We start from the raw sequence: 24,204 nt of genomic DNA on the forward strand, positions 1-24,204 counted from the left end.
TGTTCGTAGGATGGGTGGAGCAACGCGGAACCCATCGGTCGATGCTGATGGGTTCCGGCATATTTGCCTTCACCCATCCTACGAGTTGTGGCGCTTAAGCCGGCTGGGCCTCTTTGGCTGCCTTCGCCTTCTCCATGATCTCGGCAGTCACGGCTTCCAGACGCTTCAAGCCTTCTTCCAGATCGGCCTCCGGGATCACCAGCGACGGTGCGATGCGCACGATGTTGGGGCCGGCTACCAAGAGTACCAGGCCGTGGCGTGCCGCTGCGGTGAGGAAGTCCTTGGCCTTACCGGCGAGTTCGTCGACCAGTTCGGCGCCGACCAGCAGACCCATGCCGCGTACATCCTTGAAGGCATGATGCTTGGCGCCGATGCGCTTGAGGCCGTCCACCAGCAGCTGATGGCGGCGCTTGACGCCGTCCAGCACCTCCGGGGTGTTGATGATCTCGATCACCTTGTCGGCCACGGTGCAGGCCAGCGGGTTGCCGCCGTAGGTGGAGCCGTGGGTGCCGACCACGAACGAGGCGGCAATCTTGCTGGTGGTCAACATGGCGCCGATCGGCATGCCGTTACCCAGTGCCTTGGCGCTGGTCAGGATGTCCGGGGTCACGCCGTATTCCATGTAGGCGAACAGCGAGCCGGAGCGGCCGACGCCGATCTGCACTTCGTCGAAAATCAGCAGTGCGTTGTGCTTGTCGCACAGCTCGCGCAGCTTCTTCAGGTATTCCGGGGTGGCCGGCAGCACGCCGCCCTCGCCTTGCACCGGCTCGACGATCACGGCGCAGGTGCCGTCATTGATCGCGGCTTCAGCGGCGGCCAGGTTGTTGAATTCGATGTGGTTCAGGTTGCCCGGCAGCGGGGCGAAGCCTTCGGTGTACTTGGGCTGGCCGCCGACCGACACGGTGAACAGGGTGCGGCCGTGGAAGGCCTGCTTGCACGACACGATACCGGTCTTGTCGCCGCCGAAGTGGTCGAATGAGTAACGGCGCGCCAGCTTCAGCGCGGCTTCGTTGGCCTCGGCGCCGGAGTTGCTGAAGAACACCTTCTCGGCGAAGGTGGTTTCGGTCAGGCGGCGCGCCAGGCGCAGCGCCGGCTCGTTGGTGAAGGTATTGGAGAGGTGCCACAGGCGGTCGACCTGCTCGTGCAGCACGGCGGTGAGTTCCGGGTGCAGGTGGCCGAGGCTGGTCACCGCGATGCCGCTGGCGAAGTCGATGTATTCGTTACCGCCCTGGTCCCACAGGCGCGAGCCCTTGCCGGATACCGGGATGAAGGCGGCCGGGGCGTAGTTGGGAACCATGACTTCATCGAAGGTGTGGCGGTTGACTTGAGCGGTCATTCTGTCCTCCTTGGCAGGCGTTGAGATGGGATTCATTCTAATGACGCTTTTTTTATTTACCTTCCAGAAAAACGACAGGTCCATTCCGGTTTCCACCAGCCCGGGACCCCATGTCCGGGCGGCTCATTCGGCATCGGCCGGTTTCGACTCGTTGGCGAAGCGTTCTTCGCGCGGGGCGATGCCGAAATGGGAACGATACACGGTGGAAAAGTGCGGCCCGGACGAGAAGCCGCACAACAGGCCGATCTGTACCACCGACTTGCCGGTGTTGCGCAGCATGGCGCGCGCCCGCTCCAGGCGCAGTTGCAGGTAGTAGCGCGACGGCGGCACGTCGAGGTGCTGCTTGAACATCCGCTCGAGCTGGCGGCGCGATTGCCCGGTGAACTGGGCGATCTCGTCGGTGGTGAGCGGCTCTTCGATATTGGCTTCCATCAGCATCACCGCCTCGGTGAGCTTGGGCTGGCGCTCGCCGACACGCGCCAGCAGCGGCACGCGCTGCTTCTCCTCGCTGCCGCGTACGCGTTCGGCGCACAGCGCCGCAGCGACGGATTCCACCAGCTCGGCGCCATGATCGCGCCCGATCAGCGCCAGGGCGCCATCCAGCACGGCCAGCGCGCCGCCGCAGCTGAAGCGGTCGCGATCGAGTTCGAACACGCGCTGGCTCGCCACCACCTTGGGAAAGCGGTCGGCGAAGCGCGGGTAGTCCTGCCAGTGGATGGTGGCGCGGTAACCGTCCAGCACGCCGGCGCTGGCCAGCCACCAGGCGCCGGCGTGCACGCCGCCCAACAGCGCCAGGCGCGGCGCCAGGCGCGCCAGTTCGCTGGTGAAGAGGCCCGAGTCGGCGAACGAGGCGACGCCCTCGCTCAGCACGAACAGCTGCTCGAACGGCGCCGCCTCGCGCAGCGCGCCCGCCACCGGGAACGCCATGCCGCCGGAGAGCGGCAACGGCTCGCCGTCCCAGGTGTAAAAACTGAGCTGGTAGAGCTTCTTGCCGGACAGGCGGTTGGCCTGGGCAAACGGCTCGTTCAGGCAGCCGATGCCGAACATCGAACAGGGCGGCAGCAGCAGCACCGCCAACTGGCGTGGCGTATCCATCAGCCGTCCTGCCGCAACAGGGACGCCGCGGTCATTTCAGGCTGCCAGCGAGGAACTGCTGGAGGCGCTCGCTCTTGGGCTGGTTGAGCACCTCGCGCGGGTGCCCTTCCTCCTCCACCCGGCCCTGGTGCAGGAAGATCACGTGGTTGGACACCTCGCGCGCGAAGCCCATCTCGTGCGTCACCACCAGCATGGTGCGGCCTTCTTCGGCCAACGTCTGCATCACCTTCAGCACCTCGCCCACCAGCTCGGGGTCGAGCGCCGAGGTCGGCTCGTCGAACAGCATCACCTCCGGCTCCATCGCCAGCGCGCGCGCGATCGCCACGCGCTGCTGCTGCCCGCCCGACATGTGCGACGGGTACTTGCCCTCTACGCTCTCCGGCAGCCCGACCTTGGCCAGGTACTTGCGCGCGCGCGCCTCGGCCTCGGCGCGGCTCACCCCGAGCACGTGCATCGGCGCCTCGATGATGTTCTCCAGCACCGTCATGTGGCCCCACAGGTTGAAGTGCTGGAACACCATGGCGAGCCGGGTGCGCATCTGCTGCAGCTGCACGGCGTCGCTCACGCGCAGCGCCCCGGTCTTGTCCGGCGCGGTGCGGATCGCCTCGCCGTTGAGCGTGATGGCGCCGGCGCAGGGCTGCTCGAGGAAGTTGATGCAGCGCAGGAAGGTGCTCTTGCCCGAGCCCGAAGAGCCGATGATGCTGATCACGTCGCCGGCCTTGGCCTTGAGCGACACACCCTTGAGCACTTCGTGGTTGCCGTACTTCTTGTGCAGGTCGTCCACGGTCAGTTTGTACATTTCAATCTCTCCCAATACGGCGAATCAATGCGCCTGCGGCTTGAGGAAGGCGAGCCAGCGCTGCTCGCCGCGGCGGAACAGCCAGACCAGCGCGAACACGATCACGGCGTACAGCGCGCCGGCGATGCCGAAGGCCTCGAACGAGGCGTAGGTGGCGGAGTTGACGTCGCGCGCCACCTTGAGGATGTCCGGCACCGTGGCGGTGAACGCCAGCGTGGTGGAATGCAGCATCAGGATCACCTCATTGCTGTAGTACGGCAGCGCGCGGCGCAGCGCCGAGGGCAGGATGACGCGGCGGTACAGCGTGAAGCTCGACATGCCGTAGGCGCGCGCCGCCTCGATCTCGCCGTACGGCGTGGCGCGGATCGCGCCGGCGAAGATTTCCACGGTGTAGGCGCAGGTGTTGAGCGCGAACGCCAGCAGCGTGCAGTTGATGCCCTCGCGGAAGAAGGCGTCGAGCAAGGGCTGGGCGCGCACCGACTCGATGCTGTAGATGCCGGTGTAGAACACCAGGAGCTGGATGTAGAGCGGCGTGCCGCGGAACACGTAGGTGTAGAACCACACCGGGCCGCGGATCAGCGGATTGGGCGACACGCGCGCCACCGCCAGCGGCACCGCCAGCACGAAGCCGATACCGATCGACGCCACCAGCAGCCACAGGGTCATGGCGACACCGGACAGGTGGTAGCCGTCGCTCCACAAATAGGCCTGCCAGTATTGCTGCAGAATCTCGTTCATAGCTCAGCCTTTCTGACGCCGACCGAATAACGGCGCTCCAACCACAACAACACCCCGTTCGACAGCGTGGTGATGGCGAGGTAGATCAGCCCGCCCACGATGCTGAAGAAAAACAGCTGCATCGAACTCTTGCCCGCGTCCTGGGTCGCCTTGACGATGTCGGCCAGGCCGATGATGGACACCAGGGCGGTGGCCTTGATCATCACCTGCCAGTTGTTGCCGATGCCCGGCAGCGCGAAGCGCATCATCTGCGGAAACAGCACGCGGCGGAATACCAGCCACGGCTTCATGCCGTAGGCGGTGGCGGCCTCGAGCTGGCCGCGCGGCACGGCCTGGAAGGCGCCGCGGAAGGTTTCGGTGAAATAGGCGCCGTAGATGAAGCCCAGCGTCACCGCCCCGGCGAGGAAGGGGTCGATGTCGATCTGCTCGATGCCGGCCCAGTCGGTGAGCTGGTTGAGCAGGATTTGCAGGCTGTAGAACAGCAGCAGCATGATCACCAGGTCGGGCACACTGCGGATCAGCGTGGTGTAGGCGGTGGCGAGGTATCGCAACGGCCGATGGCTGGACAGCTTGGCCGAGGCGCCCACCAGCCCGATCAGGACGGAGAGCAGCATCGACACCAGTGCCAGCTTGATGGTCTGCAGCGTTCCCTCAAAAATCAGCGGGCCAAAGCCTTGCAGAAACATGGCATTCTCCTTCGGAAGCACCGGCGGCGCATCGGCAAGCGGGTGTACCCCGCGGCGGCGGCCCCGCCTCGGCTTCACAATCACAAAGACGCACGCCGGAGACACCGTAACCACGGGTGTCTCCGGAGCATGCACGTCCCAGTCCCGCCCGTCGTGGGCAGGACTGAATCAGTACCGATCAGTTGTAGATGTCGAAGGAGAAGTACTTCTTGGCGAGGCGGTCGAAGGTACCGTCCTTGTGAATGGCGGCGAGTGCCTGGTTGATCTGCTGGCGCAGGTCGGCGTCGTCCTTGCGCAGGCCGACCGCGGTGCCGGTGCCCAGCGTTTTCGGGTCTTTCAGCTCGGGGCCGGCAAAGGCGAAGTCACGGCCCTGCGGGGTCTTGAGGAAGCCGATGTCGGCCTGCACCGCGTCCTGGAGGGCGGCATCGAGGCGGCCCGAGCCCAGGTCAGCCAGCACCAGGCTCTGGTTCTGGTACGGCACCACGTTCACACCCTTGGGCTCCCAGTAGGCCTTGGCGTAGGTTTCCTGGGTGGTGCCCTGCTCGACGCCGATGCGCTTGCTCTTCAACGATTCGGCGGTGGGCAGCAGGTTGCTGCCCTTCTTGGCGACCATGCGCACCGGGGCGTTGAACAGCTTGTCGGAGAAGGCGATCTGCTCGGCGCGCTTCTCGGTGACCGACAGCGACGACAGGATGCCGTCGAATTTCTTGGCCTTGAGCGCCGGGATCATGCCGTCGAAGTCGTTCTCGACCCACACGCATTTGGCTTTCAGTTTCTCGCAGATGGCATTGCCCAGATCGACGTCGAAACCGACCAGCTTGCCGTCGGCAGCTTTCGATTCGAACGGGGCGTAGCTGGCATCAACGCCGAAGCGGATGACTTTCCAGTCTTTGGCAAAAGCGCCGACGGACGCCAGCGACAGCATCAGGCATGCAGCCAGTTTCTTCATGTTTTCTCCTCGGCCAATCTTGGCTCTTATTTCGCGGCAACCGTGGTGGTGGGCACGCCGCAAGCATGTGGGGTAAAGGTGGGTTTCGCGGTCGAGGTTCGGGGTGGCATCGCCTCTCGCCTGCCCCGAACCTCGACCGCGCGACGATCATTTCAGTAAATCGGCGCGCCAGCAATCGCCCTCACGGCGCTGTTGCGCCCGTCGCTGCGCCGCACAAAACCAGGTGAAATAGGCAATATATCGTTTGGAAACAACAACATGAGCCATTGTTATATGACGACGACCAGGGGCGAAGGCCGGCGCGCCACTTCCCGCATCTGTACGTGACTGTCGCGATTACGAAATCGGTCCGGCAACAGAATGTGGACAAGCGGGATGGCCCAGTTTCCGCTATACTCGCGCGCCTTCCAGAAGCAAAGCGGAGTAAGAGCAGCATGACGACCAACGCCTGCGGCGTGGATTTTGGCACGTCCAATTCGACCGTCGGGTGGCACCGCCCCGGCCAACCCAGCCTACTGGCACTGGAAGACGGCAAAGCGACCTTGCCGTCGGTGGTGTTCTTCAACGCCGACGAAGACTCGGTGGCCGTGGGCCGCGCCGCGCTCGGCGAGTACCTCGAAGGGTACGAGGGGCGGCTGATGCGCTCGCTCAAGAGCATCCTCGGCACGGGCCTGATGAACGGCCAGACCGAGGTGCAGGGGCGCGTGCTGCGCTTCCTCGATTTGCTGGCGATGTTCATCGACGGTCTCAAGATCCGAGCCGAGCGCCGGGCCGGGCGCCACTTCCGCCAGGCGGTGTTCGGCCGTCCGGTGTTCTTCGTCGACGACGACCCCAAGGCCGACAAGTTGGCCGAAGACACGCTGGGCGAGATCGCGCGCCGCGCCGGCTTCAGCGATATCGAATTTCAGTTCGAACCGATCGCGGCCGCCTTCGACTACGAGAGCCGCGTCGAGCGCGAGGAACTGGTGCTGGTGGTCGACATCGGCGGCGGTACCTCCGACTTCACGCTGATCCGCGTCTCGCCGGAGCGCGCCGGCAAGCTCGACCGGCGCGACGACATCCTCGCCAACTGCGGCGTGCACATCGGCGGCACCGATTTCGACAAGCAGCTCAGCCTGCATGCGGTGATGCCGCTGTTGGGCCTCAAGAGCCGGCTCAAAAGCGGCGCCGAAATGCCATCCAGCTACTACTTCAACCTCGCCACCTGGCACACCATCAACTTCGCCTACACCCGTCAGGCCCTGGCTAGCCTGAAGGACGTGTACAACGAGGCGCTGGAAAGCGACAAGCTCGACCGGCTGTTCGCGCTGGTCAACAAGCGCGCCGGGCACTGGCTGGCGATCCAGGTGGAAGCGGCCAAGATCGGGCTGTCTTCGGCCGACCTGGTCACGCTGCCGCTCGGCGAAATCGAAGCCGGCCTGCAGCACGACATCACGCGCGCCCAGTTCGACCAGTCCATCGCCCTGCAGATCGACACCATCGAGAACACCGTGCGCCGCCTGCTGGTGGACGCCAACGTCAAGGCTGGTGACGTCGATACCGTGTTCTTCACCGGTGGCGCCAGCGGCGTGCCGCTGCTGCGCCAACGCATCGCCGCCGTGCTGCCGACGGCACGCGCGGTGGAAGGCGATCTTTACGGCAGCATCGGCTGCGGCCTGGCCCTGGACGCGGCACGGCGCTTTGCCTGAGTGACGCCGGAGCGCCGTTCCCGTCGCGGCGCGGTCTTCGCGGGCCGATGCGCGGCCGGGCTGGCCCGCCAACTATCATCTCTCTATCAGTTTCAAGGCGGCGTGCCGATTCCGACCTTCGCGCCGCCCTCTTCCCTTGGCAATCCGGCGTGGGAACGGCGCGGGAAATCCGGCTGGACTATATTTCAATAATTCTTGTAGTATTGATTTATGGAAAAGCACACCGCCACCAAGCTCTTCGAATCGCTCTCCTCCGGGATCCGGCTCGACATCTACCGCCTGCTGGTCAAGTGCGGTCGGGACGGCATGGTTGCCGGCCAGATCGCGGCCACACTCGATCTGCCGCCCAACAACGTGTCTTTCCACCTGAAAGGCATGAACCATGCCGGGCTGGTCACGGTAGAGCAGGAAGGCCGCTTCCAGCGTTACCGGGCCAACCTGCCCCAGATGCTCGAATTGATCGCTTACCTGACGGAAGAGTGTTGCGCCGGCCACCCGGAGAACTGCCTCGTCCCGCCCGCCGAATCATGCTGCCCGGAGGCGGCGCGCTCCTCTACTCCCACCTCGTCGTCTGAAAGTTGAACCGAATGAATGTCCTGTTCCTGTGTACCGGTAACTCCTGCCGCTCGATCCTGGGCGAGGCCACCTTCAACCACTTGGCGCCGGAAGGCTGGCGCGCGATGAGCGCCGGCAGCCGGCCGACCGGCCGAGGTCCACCCCCGTTCGCTCGCCCTGCTGGCGCGCGAAGGCATCTCGACCGAGGGCTATTACAGCAAGTCGTGGGATAACCTGCCGGCTACCCCGGACATCGTGATCACCGTCTGCGCCAGCGCCGCCGGCGAAACCTGCCCGGCCTACCTCGGTCCGGTGCTGCGTACCCACTGGGGCGTGGAAGATCCTGCTCACGCAACCGGTACCGACGAGGAAATCGACGCGGCCTTCATGACCGCCTACCGCATTCTGCGTGCCCGTATCGAGGCCTTCCTGGCGCTGCCGCTGGCGACGCTGCAGCAGGACAAGGCCGCGCTGAAGGCCGAGATGGACAAGATCGCCACCCTGACCGCGTAAAGGAGATTCACCCATGGCAACCATTCAGGTATTCGACCCCGCACTGTGCTGCAGCTCCGGCGTCTGTGGCGTGGACGTCGACCAGGCGCTGGTGACGTTTGCCAGCGACGTGGACTGGCTGAAGCAGAACGGTGGCCAGATCGACCGCTTCAACTTGGCGCAGCAACCGCTCGCCTTCGCCGAGAACGCCGCCGTCAAAGCGTTCCTGGAGCGCTCGGGCCAGGAAGGCCTGCCGCTGATCCTGGTGGACGGTGAACTGGCGCTGGCCGGCCGCTACCCGCGCCGCGCCGAGCTGGCGCGCTGGGCCGGCATCAGCCAGCTTGCGGTAGAGCTGAAACCGGCTTCGGGTTGTTGTTCCGGCAGCGGTTGCTGCTGAGCCTCCAAGAAAGGATGCCCATGCTGTTCCTCGATCATCTTCCGCCGTTTTTGTTCTTCACCGGCAAGGGCGGTGTCGGCAAGACTTCGCTGGCATGCGCCACCGCCATCCGGCTGGCCGACCAAGGCAAACGGGTGCTGCTGGTCAGCACCGATCCGGCCTCCAACGTCGGTCAGGTCTTCGGCATCACCATCGGCAACGTGGTCACGCCGATCGACGCGGTGCCGGGTTTGAATGCACTGGAAATCGATCCGCAGGCCGCTGCCCAGGCCTACCGCGACCGCATCGTCGGCCCGGTGCGCGGCGTCTTGCCGGAGACGGTGGTCAAGGGCATCGAGGAGCAGTTGTCCGGCGCCTGCACTACCGAAATCGCCGCGTTTGACGAGTTCACCGCGCTACTGACCGACACGGCCCTGCAGGCCGGCTACGACCACATCGTGTTCGACACCGCGCCGACCGGACATACCATCCGCCTGCTGCAACTGCCGGGCGCCTGGAGCGGTTTCCTGGAAGAAGGCAAAGGCGATGCCTCCTGCCTCGGCCCGCTGGCCGGACTGGAAAAGCAGCGCAGCCAATACCAGGGGGCTGTGGAGGCCTTGTCGGACCCCCGTCGCACCCGCCTGATCCTGGTCGCCCGCGCGCAACGCTCGACCCTGCGCGAGGTGGCGCGCACCCATGAAGAACTGGCGGCCATCGGGCTGACCCAGCACTACCTGGTGGTCAACGGCATCCTGCCGCAATCGGAAACGTCGGGTGACGCGCTGGCGGCCGCCGTCTGGCAGCGCGAACAGGCCGCACTGGCCGAGCTGCCGCCCGTGCTGCGCGATCTCCCCACCGACCACGTGCCGCTGATGCCGTACAACCTGGTGGGGTTGCCGGCGCTGCGCCGGATGCTGGCGTCGCAGGAAGACTGCGCGGGCGACGCCGTCGAGGCCATTGTCCTTCCCGACGCGCCCGATCTGGCCACGCTGGTCGACGGACTGGCGGGCGACGGGCACGGCCTGATCATGCTGATGGGCAAAGGCGGTGTCGGCAAAACCACGCTGGCGGCCGCCGTCGCCGTCGAGCTGGCCCGCCGTGGCCACCCGGTCCATCTGACCACTTCGGACCCGGCCGCCCATCTGACGGAAACGCTCGAGGGCTCGCTCGCCAACCTGAGCGTCAGCCGCATCGACCCGCACACCGAAACCGAGCGCTATCGCCAACAGGTGCTGGCCACCAAGGGCAAGGGGCTGGACGAGCAGGGCCGCGCCATGCTGGAAGAAGACCTGCGCTCCCCGTGCACCGAAGAAATCGCCGTATTCCAGGCGTTCTCGCGCGTGATCCGCGAGGCGGGACGCAAGTTCGTGGTGATGGATACCGCCCCCACCGGACACACCCTGCTGCTGCTCGACGCCACCGGCGCCTATCACCGCGAGGTGGCGCGCCAGATGGGCGCCAGCGGCATCCACTTCACCACCCCGATGATGCAGTTGCAGGACCCGGCCCAGACCAAGGTGCTGATCGTGACCTTGGCCGAAACCACGCCGGTGCTCGAGGCCGCCAACCTGCAGTCCGATCTGCGCCGCGCCGGTATCGAGCCCTGGGCCTGGATCATCAACAACAGCCTGGCCTTGGCCAATCCGACGTCGCCGCTGTTGCGACGACGTGCCGCCAATGAGCTGGCGCAGATCGATGCCGTGGCCACCCGCCATGCCCAGCGCTGGGCGGTGGTGCCGCTGCAGGCCGAGGAACCGGTCGGTGTCGAGCGGCTGCAAGGGCTGACGCGTCATTGAGCGGCGCTGAGAGACAACACCATCATGACCAATAAAACCTGCAACACCGGGCAGCGTGGACTGCGCCAGCCGGGGGAGAAGTAATCAATGGATTTACCGCGTCGTTTAGTGGCCGAGTGGCTGGGGACGGCCTTGCTGCTGGCCACGGTGGTGGGCTCCGGCATCATGGCCGAGCGCCTGTCGGGCGGGAATGTCGGCGTGGCGCTGCTGGCTAACGCCATCGCCACCGGCGGCGGCCTGGTGGCGCTGATCCTGACCTTCGGCGGCACCTCGGGCGCCCACTTCAACCCGGTCGTCTCGCTGGCGGCGGCGCTGCGCCGCGAGCTGTCCGGCCGTGAAGCCCTGCTCTATACGCTCGCCCAACTCATCGGCGCCTTTTGCGGCGTGGCGGCCGCGCACGGCATGTTCGGCGAACCGCTGTTGTTCGTCTCGCAACATGTCCGCACCGGCCCGTCGCAATGGTGGAGCGAGTTCGTCGCCACCTTCGGCCTGCTGGCGGTGATCTTCGGCTGTTCGCGCAGCCGGCCGGATGCGGTGCCCTATGCCGTGGCATCGTACATCGTCGGCGCCTACTGGTTCACCGCGTCCACCTCGTTCGCCAACCCGGCCGTGACGCTGGCGCGTGCCGCCACCAACACCTTCTCCGGCATCCGCCCTGTCGACACGCCGGGCTTCATCGTGGCGCAACTGGCCGGCGCGCTGGCCGCCACCGTGTTCTTCGGCTGGCTGCTGCGCGACAAGTCGCCGCTGGCGCTGGACCTGATGGCCAACGCCGCCGAGGATCGCGCGGCCAGGCCGCTGCACGATTGATCCCTTCCTGCCGGGACGGGCGATGGTTGCCCGACGCGTCCCTGGCCGGCGGGCTCAGTTACGGTGCCGCCAGCTCCGGAAACGCCTCGTCGACGCTGAGGATGGCGCCGGACTGGGCGCCATCGTAGCCGGGCAGCTGGCCGATGTCGCGCCGGAATTCGGCGCTTTGCAAGGCGGCAATCATGGTCTGCAGCGCGGGATGCTCCAGCGTCGCGCGGCGCACCAGGAAGAAATAGCGCTCGGTCTGCAGCGGCAGGAAGTCCAGGTCGAAACGCCGCGCGGCGGTCTCGATGCCGAGCCCGACGTCGGCCATGCCGCTGGCGATGAACGCCGCCACCGCCGCGTGGGTCAGTTCCGCCTGTTCATAGCCGTGCACCTGAAGCGGCGATACGCCGGCTTTCTGCAGCAGCTTGTCGAGCAACAGCCGGGTACCCGAGCCCGGCTGACGGTTGACGAAGCGCACCTCCGGCCGTCCCAGGTCGGCGATTTCGTAGATCTTGCGCGGGTTGCCGCGCACCACCATCAGGCCCTGGCGCCGTGTCACGATATGGATGACGCGCTGCTCGTGGCGATCGAAGTGCTCGGCGTAACTGGCGGCGATCGTCCTCTGGAATTCGCCCAGCGGCACGTGGAAGCCGGCCAGGTCGCACTCCCCCGCATGCAGCGCCGCCACGGCGTCCTGGCTGCTGCGGTACTTGAGGTCGATGGCCATGCCCGCGGCGCTCAGGGTGCGCACCAGCATTTCCACGGCAAAGCCATGGCTGGCGTGCAGCCGCAGCGGCGCACCTACCGCCTGCAGGGCGTGGCGCAGTTCGGTCTCGATTTCCGATGCAAGCGTTTCCAGCAAGGGCCCGATGCGCGCCTTGATGCGGCGGTTGGCCCACACCAGTTTTTCCCCCAGCGGCGTCAGCCGCGCGCCCTTGCCGCGCGCCATGTCCAATAGCGGCACCCCGAGCGCGTCCTGCGCCTGCTGCACCAGCCCCCAGGCGTGCCGGTACGAGGTGTCGCAGGCCTTGGCGGCGGTCAGCAGGCTGCCGTGCGTCTGCACCGCCGTCAGCAACTCGATCACGCGGAACGGGATTTGGTCGCCGCTGTCGGCGGCCAGTTCCCATACCAGCTGGCTTTGCACCCGCAGGCGCTGCGCCATATTATGTTTTGATTGCATAATCGTCCGGCAATCTGGTTCATATTGAAAAGCACCCTATAACCTAGCACACTGCGGCTCATCACGGCTTTCATTATGTTTTTGGAAGCATATGGAATGGCGTGTTCCCAACCATTCGGGGTCGGATTCAGACAGATCGGCCGCGCTTTTCAGCGGGACAATCAAGGATGTCCGAGAATGATTGAGAGCAGGCTCTCAAAATCTGTTCACGATCTGTCGCGAGCGCCCCGGACGGGGTGAAGAGCCACGCCTGTGCCCCGACCGGGGCCGGCAGCAAGATCGGAAGCAGGTTTTCAACAGGGGATATCCAATGACGACCGAACAAGACCTGGCGCACGCGTCGCTCCAGGCCATCCTCCAGACGCACCAGAACCAGCCCGGCGCCTTGCTGCCGATTCTGCACGACGTGCAGGATACGCTGGGCTTTATCCCGGACTGGGCGGTGGCCGACATCGCCAAGGCGCTCAGCCAGTCGCGTGCCGAAGTGCACGGCGTCATCACGTTCTATCACCATTTCCGCACCACACCGCCAGCGCAGCACACGCTGCAGATCTGCCAGGCCGAGGCCTGTCAGGCGCGCGGCAGCCGCGAGCTGACCGCGCACGCGGAACAGGTGTTGGGCTGTAGCCTGCACGGCCGTAGCGCCGATCAAAGCATCGGGCTCGAACCGGTGTACTGCCTGGGCCTGTGCTCCACCGGCCCGAACATCCAGTTGAACGACAAGATGGTCTCGCGCGTCGACGCCGCCAAGCTCGACCGCCTCCTGGCCAACGTGAAGGAGGCACAATGAGCATCCGCCTGTTTGTCCCGAGAGATTCCGCCGCCCTCGCCCTGGGCGCCGACGACACCGCCGCCGCCCTCGCCGCCGAAGCAGCGCGCCGCAGTGTCGACATCGAGCTGGTACGCAACGGCTCGCGCGGCCTGTTCTGGCTCGAACCCCTGGTCGAGGTAGAGACCGCGCAAGGCCGCGTCGCCTACGGCCCGGTCGAGGCCGACGACGTGGCGGCGCTGTTCGACGCGCTGATCCAGGGTTCGGAACACCCGCTCGGCCACGGCCTGACCGAGGACATCCCTTATCTGAAGAACCAGGAACGCCTGACCTTCGCCCGCGTCGGCATCACCGACCCGCTGTCGCTGGCCGACTATCAGGCGCATGAAGGCTTTGCCGGTCTCAAGCGCGCGCTGAGCATGGATGGCGCGGCGATCGTGCAGGAAGTGCTCGACTCCGGTCTGCGCGGCCGTGGTGGCGCGGCGTTCCCGACCGGCATCAAGTGGCGCACCGTGGCGCTGGCCGAAGCCGCCCAGAAATACGTGGTGTGCAACGCCGACGAGGGCGACTCCGGCACCTACTCCGATCGGATGGTGATGGAAGACGACCCGTTCATGCTGATCGAGGGCATGACGATCGCCGGCCTCGCCGTGGGCGCGACCCAGGGCTACATCTACGTGCGCTCCGAGTACCCGCATTCTTTCGACGTACTGAACCAGGCGATCAGGTTGGCCGAAGACGCCGGCTTCCTCGGCGAGAACATCCTCGCCTCCGGCAAGCGCTTCAAGCTCGACGTGCGCAAGGCCGCTGGCGCCTACGTCTGCGGCGAAGAAACCGCGATGCTGGAGAGCCTCGAGGGCAAGCGCGGCGTGGTACGCGCCAAGCCGCCGCTGCCGGCGCTCTCCGGTTTGTTCGGCCAACCTACCGTGATCAACAACGTCATCTCGCTGGCCAGCGTGCCGGTGATCCTGGCGCGGGGTGCCGCGTTCTACGCCGAGTACGGCATGGGCCGCTCCAAGGGCACGCTGCCGTTCCAGCTCGCCGGCAACCTGAAATACGGCGGGCTGGTGGAAAAAGCCTTCGGCCTGACCTTGCGTGAACTGCTGCACGATTTCGGCGGCGGCAGCGCCTCCGGCCGGCCGATCCGTGCGGTGCAGGTGGGCGGTCCGCTCGGCGCCTACCTGCCGGAGTCGCAGTTCGACACCCCGCTCGATTACGAAGCCTTCGCCGCGCTCGGCGCCGTGGTCGGCCACGGCGGTATCGTGGCCTTCGACGACACCGTCGACATGGCCGAGCAGGCGCGCTACGCCATGGAATTCTGCGCCATCGAATCCTGCGGCAAGTGCACCCCCTGTCGCATCGGCTCGACGCGCGGGGTCGAGGTGATCCAGCGCATCCAGAAAGATGAAAAACGTCCGCAGCAGATCGCCCTGCTGCGCGACCTGTGCGACACCATGCTGCACGGCTCGCTATGCGCGATGGGCGGCATGACACCCTACCCGGTACTGTCGGCACTCAACCATTTCCCCGAAGACTTCGGTGCCAACGACGCGGCAGAGTAAGGAACAGACGATGAACACCCAGATTCACGACACCGACTTCGGCACCCCGGCCCGCGTTTCCGACAAGCTGGTCACCCTGGAAATCGACGGCCAGCAGGTCACCGTACCGGAAGGCACCTCGCTGATGCGTGCCGCCGCCGAAGCCGGCACCATGGTGCCCAAACTGTGCGCCACCGACAGCCTGGAACCGTTCGGCTCCTGCCGCCTGTGCCTGGTCGAGATCGAAGGCCGGCGTGGCTTTCCCGCCTCCTGTACCACCCCGGCCGAGGCCGGCATGGTAGTCCGCACCCAGAGCGACAAACTGCAAAGCCTGCGCAAGGGGGTGATGGAGCTGTACATTTCCGACCACCCGCTCGACTGCCTGACCTGTTCGGCCAACGGCAACTGCGAACTGCAGGACATGGCCGGTGTCACCGGCCTGCGTGAGGTCCGCTACGGCCTGGCCGGCGAAAACCACCTGGACAGCCCGAAGGACGAATCCAACCCTTACTTCAGCTACGACCCGGCCAAGTGCATCGTCTGCAACCGCTGCGTGCGTGCCTGCGAGGAAACTCAGGGTACCTTCGCGCTGACCATCTCCGGCCGCGGGTTCGATTCCCGCGTGTCGCCGGGCCAGAGCGAGGCCTTCATGGAGTCCGAGTGCGTGTCGTGCGGTGCCTGCGTTGACGCCTGCCCGACCGCCACGCTGCAGGAAAAATCGGTCATCCAGTTCGGCCAGCCCGAGCACAGCAAGATCACCACCTGCGCCTACTGCGGCGTCGGCTGCGGCTTCAAGGCCGAGATGAAGGGCAACCAGGTAGTGCGCATGACGCCGTGGAAGGACGGCAAGGCCAACGAGGGCCATGCCTGCGTCAAGGGCCGTTTTGCCTGGGGCTATGCCACCCACCCGGACCGGATCACCAAGCCGATGATCCGCAGCAAGATCACCGACCCGTGGCGCGAAGTGAGCTGGGAAGAGGCCATCGCCTACGCCGCCGGCGAGTTCAAGCGCCTGCAGGCCAAGTACGGCAAGGATTCCATCGGCGGCATCACCTCCAGCCGCTGCACCAACGAAGAAACCTACCTGGTGCAGAAGTTGATCCGCGCCGGCTTCGGCAACAACAACGTCGACACCTGCGCCCGCGTCTGCCACTCTCCCACCGGCTACGGCCTGGGCCAGACCTACGGCACCTCGGCCGGCACCCAGACCTTCAAGTCGATCGAACAGACCGACGTGGTCCTGGTGATCGGCGCCAACCCCACCGATGCCCACCCGGTGTTCGGTTCGCGCATGAAAAAGCGCCTGCGCGAGGGCGCAAAATTGATCGTGATCGACCCGCGCCAGATCGATCTGATCAACAGCCCGCACATCCAGGCCGACTACCACCTGCCGCTGAAACCCGGCACCAACGTGGCGATGATCACCGCGCTGGCGCACGTCATCGTCACCGAAGGGCTGTTGGCCGACGACTTCATCGCCGAGCGCTGCGAGGAGAAATCCTTCCACGACTGGAAAGACTTCGTCGCCAAGCCGGAAAACTCGCCGGAAGCCACCGCCGAGATCACCGGCGTGCCGGCCGAGCTGGTACGCGGCGCCGCGCGGCTGTACGCCACCGGCGGCAACGCGGCGATCTACTACGGCCTGGGCGTCACCGAGCACAGCCAGGGTTCCACCATGGTGATCGGCATCGCCAACCTGGCGATGGCCACCGGCAACATCGGCCGTGAAGGCGTCGGCGTCAACCCGCTGCGCGGCCAGAACAACGTGCAGGGCTCGTGCGACATGGGTTCCTTCCCGCACGAGTTGCCGGGCTACCGCCACATTTCCGACGACGCCACGCGCCACCTGTTCGAAGACGCCTGGGGCGTGACGCTGGACCCGGAGCCGGGCCTGCGCATCCCCAATATGTTCGACGCCGCGCTCTCGGGCAGCTTCATGGGCCTGTACTGTGAAGGCGAGGACATCGTGCAGTCCGATCCCAACACCCAGCACGTCACCGCCGCGCTGTCGGCGATGGAATGCATCGTGGTGCAGGACATCTTCCTTAACGAAACCGCCAAGTACGCCCACGTGTTCCTGCCCGGCTCCTCGTTCCTGGAGAAGGACGGCACCTTCACCAACGCCGAGCGCCGCATCTCGCGCGTGCGCCAGGTGATGAAACCCTTGGCCAAGTACGCCGACTGGGAAGTCACCCAGCTCTTGGCCAACGCTCTGGGCATGAAGATGGACTACACCCATCCGTCGCAGATCATGGCCGAGATCGCCCGTCTGACACCGAGCTTTGCCGGTGTCAGCTACGAGAAGATCGACAAGCACGGCAGCGTGCAGTGGCCGTGCAACGACGACGCGCCGGATGGCACCCCGACCATGCACATCGACGGTTTCGTGCGCGGCAAGGGCAAGTTCTTCGTCACCCAGTACATCGCCACCGATGAAAAGGTGAACCGGCGCTTCCCGCTGATCCTCACCACCGGCCGCATCCTGTCGCAGTACAACGTGGGTGCCCAGACCCGCCGCACCGCCAACAGCATGTGGCATCCGGAAGACGTGCTGGAGATTCATCCGCACGATGCAGAGGAGCGCGGCATCAAGGATGGCGACAGCGTGGCGGTGACCAGCCGTGCCGGCGAGACGGTGCTGCACGCCAAGGTCAGCGAGCGCATGCAGCCGGGCGTGGTGTACACCACCTTCCACTTCCCGGAATCCGGCGCCAATGTGATTACCACCGACAATTCGGACTGGGCCACCAACTGTCCGGAATACAAGGTGACTGCGGTGCAGGTGCTGCCGGTAACGCAGCCGTCCGAGTGGCAGCAAAGCTACCAGCGCTTCAACCAGACCCAGCTCGAACTGCTCGAGCAGGCTGGAGAAGGCAAGGCATGATGGGGGCGCCCGAGTCCTCACCTAGCCCCAGCGGCGCCACCACCCGTCAGGTGCAAACCTGGCAAAACGGGGTGGTGGCCGACAGCCTCGACACCTTGGCCGAAGAAATTCCGGTGGCGCTGGAGTTCAACGGCATCTCGCACGCGGTGATGCTGGCGACTCCGCTCGACCTGGAAGACTTCGCGCTGGGTTTTGCCATCAGCGAGGGCATCGTCGACACGCCGAAAGAAGTGTTCGACATCCAGGTGGAGACGGGCTGCGACGGCATCACGGTCAAGCTCGAGATTGCCGCCGGCTGCTTCGCCCGGCTCAAGGAAATGCGCCGCAACCTCACCGGCCGTACCGGCTGCGGGCTATGCGGGACCGAAAGCCTGGCGCGCGCCATTCGTCCCTTGCGGCCTCTGGCGCAGCCGCGAACGCTGAATGCCGAGGCGGTGCGGCGTGCCCTGACCGGGTTGCGCCGGCATCAGGCGCTGCAGCAAGTTACCGGGGCGACGCACGCCGCCGCCTGGTGCGACGACAGCGGCGAATTGCGTTTGCTGCGTGAAGACGTCGGCCGCCACAACGCCCTCGACAAACTGATCGGTGCGGCCTTGGCCTCGCACCCCGCCGAGCGCGATGGCTTCATGGTGGTCACCAGTCGCGCCAGCATGGAAATGGTGCAAAAAACCGTGACCGCCGGCTTCTCCACCCTGGTGGCGATTTCGGCCCCGACCCGGCTCGCGGTGGACCTTGCCCAACAGGCCGGCCTGTGCCTGATCGGCTTTGCCCGCCCCGAGCGCTGGGTCGCCTACAGCCATGCCGAACGTATCGCCGCCCCGCTCCCACGCTCCTCCGATTGAAACCGAGAACGCACCATGGATACACATCACCTGACCCGCATGGCCAACCAGATCGGCAGCTTCTTCGAGGCCATGCCGGATCGCCAGGAAGCCCTCGCGGGCATTTCGCAACACATCAAACGCTTCTGGGAACCGCGCATGCGCCGCGAACTGCAGCAGTACCTGCAGCAAGGCGACGGTGCCGAATTGAGCGGGATCGTACTCGAAGCACTGCAGGCCGATGACGACTGGAAGGTCTGATCGCCCGAGCGGATAGCCCCAACGCCCGGCACCCGAAGGCGGCTGCCGGGCCTTTTTCATGCGGCGTGTCGACCAGGCCAACGGCTTCGCCCGGTTTCGCGAGCCAGCTCTCCGCCTGCCTACCCTCTTGTCGTCACCCTATGCGGATGTACCGTCCGGCCCAGCCTGTTCCTGAGCCCCATTCGCGCACACCTCACGCGCCCAGCGTCGGAAACGCCCAATTACGCCCGTCAATCGGGTCGACTCCCGCAGCACCAAAAAATAGCCGCGCGGCGTAGTGATCGGCGCATCGACCAGACTGACCAGTTGTCCACCTGCCAGCAGATCCTGCACCAGCGGCAGCCAGCCCAAGGCCACGCCCTGTCCGCTCATGGCGGCCTGAAGCACCAAGGGATAATTGTTGAAGGTCAGGTCGTGCCCGGGATGATGATCGGGCAGCCGATGCCGCTGGAACCAGTCGGGCCAGTCCATCCACCGTGCCGGGGTGGGACGCTCCAGGTGAAGCAAGGGCACCTCGGCCCAGGGAATCGTCTCGCGCCGCCAGCCCGACGCCGCGAGGAAGGACGGGCTGCACACGGGCACGACACTTTCCGGCAGCAGCTTCTCGGCCACGCAGCCCGGCCAGTGCCCTTCGCCGAAGGCAATGGCGACATCGATCACCTCATCGCGGAGGTCGATCGCCTGCTGCGAGGTGATGATCCTGACTTCCAGCTCCGGCATCTCCTCTCTTAGCGCAGGCAAGCGCGGCATCAACCAATAGGCGGCAAAACCGAAGTCGGTTGCCAGGGTGAGCAAGGGCTGGCGCCGGCGCGCCAGTATCTCCCCGGTCACTTCCCCGATCAGGTCCAGCCCCTGACGCACCGCTTCGAAGAGACGCGCTCCGTCCGCCGTCAGGCTCACTCCGCGATGGCGCCGCGTGAACAAGGGGACGCCGAGTTCGCTTTCCAATTGCCCCACGCGCAAGCTGACCGCCGGCTGCGTGCTGCCAAGCTCGGCCGCCGCCGCCGTGAAATTGAGGTGGCGCGCGGCCGCTTCGAAATAGAGCAAGGTGTGCAAGGCCGGAAGCCGGGATGGTTTTGCCATATGGTTCTCTTATGCCTTCATATCATTTTATAGCGTTCACACGGTTGTTATCAGACGCTACATTGTTTCCAAGCATAAGCCAAGCCAATGACAAGGGAGCGCGTCGTGAGCAAGAAACCCAACATCCTGATTATGATGGCCGACCAATTGACGCCGGGCGCTTTGGCCGCCTACGGCAATACCGTCTGCCAAACCCCCAACATCGACAAACTGGCCCACTCCGGGGTGGTGTTCGATTCGGCCTATACCAACAGCCCACTGTGCGCACCCGCCCGCTACGTGTTCATGTCTGGCAAGCTTCCCTCGCGCATCCACGGCTACGACAATGCATCGGAATTGCCGTCGGAAGTCCTGACCTTCGGCCACTACCTGCGCCATGCCGGCTACCACACCATCCTCTCCGGGAAAATGCATTTCTGTGGCGCCGACCAGCTGCACGGTTTTGAAGAACGCCTGACCACCGACATCTACCCTGCCGACTTCGGCTGGACGCCGGACTGGACGCAGCCCGAAGTGCGTCCAACCTGGTATCACAATATGGGCTCGGTGATCGATGCCGGCGTCTGCGTGCGGACCAACCAGCTCGATTTCGATGAGGAGGTGGTGTTCGCCGCGCGGCAGAAGCTGTTCGACCTCGCCCGCGGCAACGACCCGCGTCCGTTCTGCATGGTGGTCTCGCTGACCCACCCGCACGACCCGTACGCCATCCCGCAGCGCTACTGGGACCGCTACCGGCACGACGAGATCGACATGCCCAAGGTCACGGCGGCTGACGTGGAGGCCGACCCGCACAGCCTGCGGCTGCGCCATGTCAGCGATATGGACAGCACCCCGCTCAGCGACGAGCAGATTCGCAATGCCCGGCATGCCTATTACGGCGCGGTCTCCTTTGTGGACGACCAGATCGGCGCGGTGCTGGACGCCCTGCAGCAGACCGGCCAGGCCGACGACACCATCATCATCCTGCTGGCGGATCATGGTGACATGCTGGGAGAGCGCGGACTCTGGTACAAGATGAATTTCTTCGAGGGCGCTGCCCGCGTGCCGCTGATCGTCAGTGCACCGGCACGCTTCCCTGCCGGCCGTGTCGGCGCCTCGGTCTCGCTGGCCGACATACTGCCCACGCTGGTGGACCTCGCGCATGACGGCGACAGCCCCGCCCACCCAGAACCCCTCGACGGGCGCAGCCTGTGGCCTCATCTCGCCGGGCAAGGCGGGCACGATGAAGTCATCGGCGAATACCTCGGCGAAGGCGCCATCGCCCCGCTCGTGATGATCCGGCGCGGCGGTTTCAAGTACATCCACAGCCCTGTCGATCCGGATCAGTTGTACGATCTGCGCGTGGATCCGCTGGAACGAAACAATCTGGCGGACGACCCGAGCCAGGCCGACCGCATGCACGCCCTGCGCCGGGAGGTGGCCGAACGCTGGGACCTGCCCGCGCTGCATCAGGAGGTTCTGGCCAGCCAGCAACGCCGGCGCTTCCACTACGAGGCGCAAACGATGGGGCAACGCAAGGCGTGGGACTTCCAACCCTTCCAGGATGCCAGCCAGAAATACATGCGCAACCACATCGAGCTCGACACGCTCGAAGCAATGGCGCGCTTCCCCAAAGTTCACGGACACGGTGGTTGAATCCCATCGCCCAAACGAAGGAGCAGGTACCATGCGTTACACACACACGTTTACCCTGTCATGCGCGCTGTTGGCACTGAGCGCCGGCCACGCCGCCTGGGCTGCCGATCCCGAGTCCTGCACCACCATCCGCATGCCCGAACCGGGCTGGGCGGATATCTCGGCCACCAACGCCATTGCCGGCATCGTGCTGGAGGCGCTGGGTTATCACCAGAAAGCCGACACGCTGTCGGTTCCGATCATCTATCGCGGTCTTCAGATGGGCCAGGCCGACGTGTTTCTCGGCAACTGGATGCCGGCCCAGAAACCGATGGTGGAAGGACCTCTCCAGGATGGCTCGATCGTATCGCTGCAAAGCAACCTCGATCAGGCGAAATTCACCCTGGCCGTGCCCTCCTACGTCGCCGCCGCGGGGGTGAAGAGCTTTGCCGATCTGCAGAAACACGCCGATCGATTCGGGCACAAGATCTATGGCATCGAAGCGGGAGCCCCGGCCAACCGCAACATCCAGAACATGATCAAGGCCAAGGACTTCAACCTGGGTGACTGGCAGCTGGTGGAATCCAGCGAGGCCGGCATGCTGAGCCAGGTCACCCGCAAGGTCGCCGCCAAGGATTTCGTGGTGTTCCTCGCCTGGGAACCGCACGCCATGAACACCAAGTTCAAGCTGAACTACCTGGCCGGTGGCGACGCTTACTTCGGCCCCAACTACGGCAGCGCCAGCGTGCATACCGTCACGCGCAAGGGCTTTGCCAGCCAGTGCCCCAATGCCGGCAAGCTGTTCGCCCAGATGAAGTTCAACGTCGATCTGGAAAACCGCATCATCAGCGACATCCTCGACAAGAAGCAGGATGCCAAGGTCGCGGCCAGGGCGGCGTTGAAGCAATCGCCGGAGCTTCTGGCGAGTTGGCTGGCCGGCGTGCAGACCACCCAGGGTGGAGACGGCCCGGCGGCCGTCAAGAAGGCGCTGCAGCTCAAGTAAGCCGGGCATGACTCCGCATCGCTCCTCCCCGTTCGGGCTGTCGCTGCTACTGGCGGCGGCAGCCCTCACCGGTTGCCTGGGCGCCCTGGCGACTCACGGTTTCCGCCTGCTGCTCGATGGCGCGAGCCGCTGGCTATTCGGCGACGATGGCGGTCCGGTGCAGGTGGCCGGCGCGCTCTCTCCCGGGCTGCGCGTGCTGACGCCCGTCATCGGAGGCATCGCGGCGGGGTGGATCCTGCAACAGCTCCCGCAGATTCGGCAGCATGCTTCCGACTACATGGAAAGCATTGCTTTGGGCGATGGCCGGCTCTCACTGCGTGCCACCCTGCTGCGCGCCGCCTCGTCGGCCATGTCCATTGTCTCGGGCAGCTCGATCGGACGGGAAGGTTCGATGATCCAGCTGGCTGCCCTGGCCGGCAACCTGCCGGCTGCGCTGGGCCGGTTCGGCACCGCCCACCGCCGCCTGCTGCTCGCCTGCGGTGCCGCCGCCGGCGTCAGTGCGGCCTACAACACACCTGTTGCCGGCGCGTTGTTCGTCGGTGAAATCATCCTGCGCTCGGTCACCATTGAAACACTGGGCCCCTTGCTGCTGGCGGCCGCCGGCGCGCAGCTGACCAGCGGCTGCCTGTTTGCCGACACCGCTATCTATCAACTGCCCCCGCTGACCACACAGGGAGACAACAGCGGGTTAGGGTTTGCGCTGCTGGGCATCGTCGCCGGTCTGCTCACGCCAGGTTTTCAGCGCTTGTTGCATCGGAGCAAGGCCATCTTCGGCCAACTGCCACTGCCGCTATGGTTCAAGCTGGGACTAGGCGGGGCATGCGTCGGTGGCTTGTCGCTGCTCACACCCCACGTATGGGGCAACGGCTACAGCACCGTCGGCCAGCTGCTGCACACCTCCTGGCCGCTCGGTTTGCTGCTGGGCGTGCTGACCTGCAAGCTGCTGGCCACCGCGGCCGCCACCGGCTCGGGGGCGGTGGGGGGCATCTTCACGCCGACCCTGTTCGTCGGTGCCGTTCTGGGCGCCGTGTGCGGCCATGCGATAACCGGACTGACCGGCCAGCCGGCCGGTCCCTTGTGGGTGGTGGCCGGCATGGGGGCCTTCCTGGTCGCCGCCACCCAGGCCCCACTCATGGCCATCATCATGCTTCTTGAGATGACCCGCACGCCCGGCGCTGCCGTACCGCTGATGCTGGCGGTAGCCACCGCGCATCTGACCGTCCGCCTGCTCGGTTGCCGCTCGATTTACGCCCATGCCCTGCCCAAGAGCGAAAAGGACCGACATGCCGTGCTCGACATCATGCAGAAGAACACTCCGCATCTTCCCTACCCCGCCAGCCTGCGGCAACTGGCGGATGCCTTTGCCCACTGGCGCTGGCAGCATGTCTACATCACCGATCCCCGGCGGGGCTTCATGGGTGCGGTGCCGATCCACGAGTTTCATGCTATTCAACGACAGGAAAGCGATCCGGACCGCCGAATTCCCGACGCGTTGATACGTCTGGATTTTCCCCGCGTCAGCGCCGACATGAGCCTGGCCGAAAGCCTGGAATTGATGACCGCCCACCACGGCGAGCGGCTGCCGGTGATCGGAGCTAAGGGCGAGCTGCTGGGGCACTTGAGAAAAAACGACCTGCTGAAACTGCTGGGGACGCGCTGGCCGTTTTTATAAGCCGCCTCAATGGGCGGGGATGCGATCGAGGTCCACCGTATCCACCTCGGCATGATACCCCAGGACCTGAC

At 65.5% G+C, this 24,204-nt stretch carries 23 protein-coding genes; 15 read left to right on the forward strand and 8 right to left on the reverse strand.

The window, feature by feature from the left end; translation table 11 throughout:
• Positions 1-94: 94 nt before the first annotated feature.
• The 6 genes from ABKF58_RS15350 to ABKF58_RS15375 form a co-directional block, all read right to left on the reverse strand.
• Positions 95-1,336 carry an aspartate aminotransferase family protein gene (locus ABKF58_RS15350; RefSeq protein WP_482581730.1) on the reverse strand — a complete coding sequence of 414 codons (1,242 nt, stop codon included), beginning with the start codon at positions 1,334-1,336 and terminating at the stop codon, positions 95-97.
• 123 nt (positions 1,337-1,459) lie between these two features.
• Positions 1,460-2,431: a GlxA family transcriptional regulator gene (locus ABKF58_RS15355; RefSeq protein WP_014087231.1), complete on the reverse strand. Its 972-nt coding sequence runs from the start codon at positions 2,429-2,431 to the stop codon at positions 1,460-1,462.
• 31 nt (positions 2,432-2,462) lie between these two features.
• Positions 2,463-3,230, reverse strand: coding sequence for an ABC transporter ATP-binding protein (locus ABKF58_RS15360; protein ID WP_482581732.1), 768 nt, complete (start codon positions 3,228-3,230; stop codon positions 2,463-2,465).
• 24 nt (positions 3,231-3,254) lie between these two features.
• On the reverse strand, positions 3,255-3,968 hold the full coding sequence (locus ABKF58_RS15365; RefSeq protein ID WP_008955450.1) for an ABC transporter permease: 714 nt from the start codon (positions 3,966-3,968) through the stop codon (positions 3,255-3,257).
• A complete protein-coding gene (locus ABKF58_RS15370; protein ID WP_482581734.1) occupies positions 3,965-4,654 on the reverse strand; it encodes an ABC transporter permease in 690 nt (229 codons plus the stop codon). The genes ABKF58_RS15365 and ABKF58_RS15370 overlap by 4 nt, the downstream gene beginning before the upstream one ends.
• Before the next feature lie 178 nt (positions 4,655-4,832).
• Positions 4,833-5,603, reverse strand: coding sequence for an ABC transporter substrate-binding protein (locus ABKF58_RS15375; protein WP_482581736.1), 771 nt, complete (start codon positions 5,601-5,603; stop codon positions 4,833-4,835).
• A gap of 434 nt (positions 5,604-6,037) precedes the next feature.
• Between ABKF58_RS15375 and ABKF58_RS15380 the strand changes: the two genes are divergently transcribed.
• The 7 genes from ABKF58_RS15380 (at position 6,038) to ABKF58_RS15410 (ending at position 11,320) form a co-directional block, all read left to right on the forward strand.
• On the forward strand, positions 6,038-7,291 hold the full coding sequence (locus ABKF58_RS15380; protein WP_482581737.1) for an Hsp70 family protein: 1,254 nt from the start codon (positions 6,038-6,040) through the stop codon (positions 7,289-7,291).
• A gap of 210 nt (positions 7,292-7,501) precedes the next feature.
• On the forward strand, positions 7,502-7,873 hold the full coding sequence (locus tag ABKF58_RS15385; RefSeq protein WP_482581739.1) for an ArsR/SmtB family transcription factor: 372 nt from the start codon (positions 7,502-7,504) through the stop codon (positions 7,871-7,873).
• Positions 7,874-7,878: 5 nt separating this feature from the next.
• Positions 7,879-8,079: an arsenate reductase/protein-tyrosine-phosphatase family protein gene (locus tag ABKF58_RS15390; protein WP_482581741.1), complete on the forward strand. Its 201-nt coding sequence runs from the start codon at positions 7,879-7,881 to the stop codon at positions 8,077-8,079.
• Entirely contained in the window at positions 8,042-8,359 is a 318-nt protein-coding gene (locus ABKF58_RS15395) for a low molecular weight phosphatase family protein (RefSeq protein WP_482584392.1), read from the forward strand. The genes ABKF58_RS15390 and ABKF58_RS15395 overlap by 38 nt, the downstream gene beginning before the upstream one ends.
• 13 nt (positions 8,360-8,372) lie before the next feature.
• Positions 8,373-8,735: an arsenite efflux transporter metallochaperone ArsD gene (arsD, locus tag ABKF58_RS15400; RefSeq protein WP_482581742.1), complete on the forward strand. Its 363-nt coding sequence runs from the start codon at positions 8,373-8,375 to the stop codon at positions 8,733-8,735.
• Positions 8,736-8,755: 20 nt separating this feature from the next.
• A complete protein-coding gene (arsA, locus tag ABKF58_RS15405; RefSeq protein ID WP_482581744.1) occupies positions 8,756-10,510 on the forward strand; it encodes an arsenical pump-driving ATPase in 1,755 nt (584 codons plus the stop codon).
• 87 nt (positions 10,511-10,597) lie between these two features.
• Entirely contained in the window at positions 10,598-11,320 is a 723-nt protein-coding gene (locus ABKF58_RS15410; RefSeq protein WP_482581745.1) for an aquaporin, read from the forward strand.
• Positions 11,321-11,378: 58 nt separating this feature from the next.
• Here ABKF58_RS15410 and ABKF58_RS15415 read toward each other — a convergent pair whose 3' ends face one another.
• Entirely contained in the window at positions 11,379-12,485 is a 1,107-nt protein-coding gene (locus tag ABKF58_RS15415) for a substrate-binding domain-containing protein (RefSeq protein WP_482581746.1), read from the reverse strand.
• A 310-nt stretch (positions 12,486-12,795) separates the two neighbouring features.
• Here ABKF58_RS15415 and ABKF58_RS15420 point away from each other — a divergent pair, with 310 nt between their 5' ends.
• Genes ABKF58_RS15420 through ABKF58_RS15440 form a run of 5 tightly spaced genes read left to right on the forward strand, consistent with a single transcriptional unit; the run spans position 12,796 to position 18,761 of the window.
• On the forward strand, positions 12,796-13,275 hold the full coding sequence (locus ABKF58_RS15420; RefSeq protein ID WP_482581748.1) for a formate dehydrogenase subunit gamma: 480 nt from the start codon (positions 12,796-12,798) through the stop codon (positions 13,273-13,275).
• Entirely contained in the window at positions 13,272-14,816 is a 1,545-nt protein-coding gene (locus ABKF58_RS15425) for a formate dehydrogenase beta subunit (RefSeq protein WP_482581750.1), read from the forward strand. Before ABKF58_RS15420 ends, ABKF58_RS15425 begins: the two co-directional genes overlap by 4 nt.
• A gap of 10 nt (positions 14,817-14,826) precedes the next feature.
• On the forward strand, positions 14,827-17,679 hold the full coding sequence (gene fdhF, locus ABKF58_RS15430; RefSeq protein ID WP_482581753.1) for a formate dehydrogenase subunit alpha: 2,853 nt from the start codon (positions 14,827-14,829) through the stop codon (positions 17,677-17,679).
• A complete protein-coding gene (gene fdhD / locus ABKF58_RS15435; RefSeq protein ID WP_482581755.1) occupies positions 17,676-18,521 on the forward strand; it encodes a formate dehydrogenase accessory sulfurtransferase FdhD in 846 nt (281 codons plus the stop codon). Before fdhF ends, fdhD begins: the two co-directional genes overlap by 4 nt.
• A 15-nt stretch (positions 18,522-18,536) precedes the next feature.
• Positions 18,537-18,761 (forward strand): formate dehydrogenase subunit delta, encoded by a 225-nt coding sequence (locus tag ABKF58_RS15440; protein WP_008954204.1) that lies wholly within the window; start codon positions 18,537-18,539, stop codon positions 18,759-18,761.
• A gap of 138 nt (positions 18,762-18,899) precedes the next feature.
• On the opposite strand, the gene ABKF58_RS15445 is transcribed toward ABKF58_RS15440, so the two are convergent.
• Positions 18,900-19,844 carry a choline sulfate utilization transcriptional regulator gene (locus tag ABKF58_RS15445; RefSeq protein WP_482581758.1) on the reverse strand — a complete coding sequence of 315 codons (945 nt, stop codon included), beginning with the start codon at positions 19,842-19,844 and terminating at the stop codon, positions 18,900-18,902.
• Positions 19,845-19,949: 105 nt separating this feature from the next.
• Here ABKF58_RS15445 and betC point away from each other — a divergent pair, with 105 nt between their 5' ends.
• Genes betC through ABKF58_RS15460 form a run of 3 tightly spaced genes read left to right on the forward strand, consistent with a single transcriptional unit; the run spans position 19,950 to position 24,133 of the window.
• Positions 19,950-21,479, forward strand: a complete 1,530-nt coding sequence (gene betC, locus ABKF58_RS15450; protein WP_482581760.1) for a choline-sulfatase — start codon at positions 19,950-19,952, stop codon at positions 21,477-21,479.
• 31 nt (positions 21,480-21,510) lie between these two features.
• Positions 21,511-22,461 (forward strand): choline ABC transporter substrate-binding protein, encoded by a 951-nt coding sequence (gene choX, locus ABKF58_RS15455; RefSeq protein ID WP_482581761.1) that lies wholly within the window; start codon positions 21,511-21,513, stop codon positions 22,459-22,461.
• A gap of 7 nt (positions 22,462-22,468) precedes the next feature.
• Complete coding sequence (locus ABKF58_RS15460; RefSeq protein WP_482581763.1) at positions 22,469-24,133, forward strand: ClcB-like voltage-gated chloride channel protein; 1,665 nt, start codon at positions 22,469-22,471, stop codon at positions 24,131-24,133.
• Positions 24,134-24,204 lie beyond the last annotated feature (71 nt).

Source organism: Pseudogulbenkiania sp. AW2-16 (assembly GCF_056824575.1).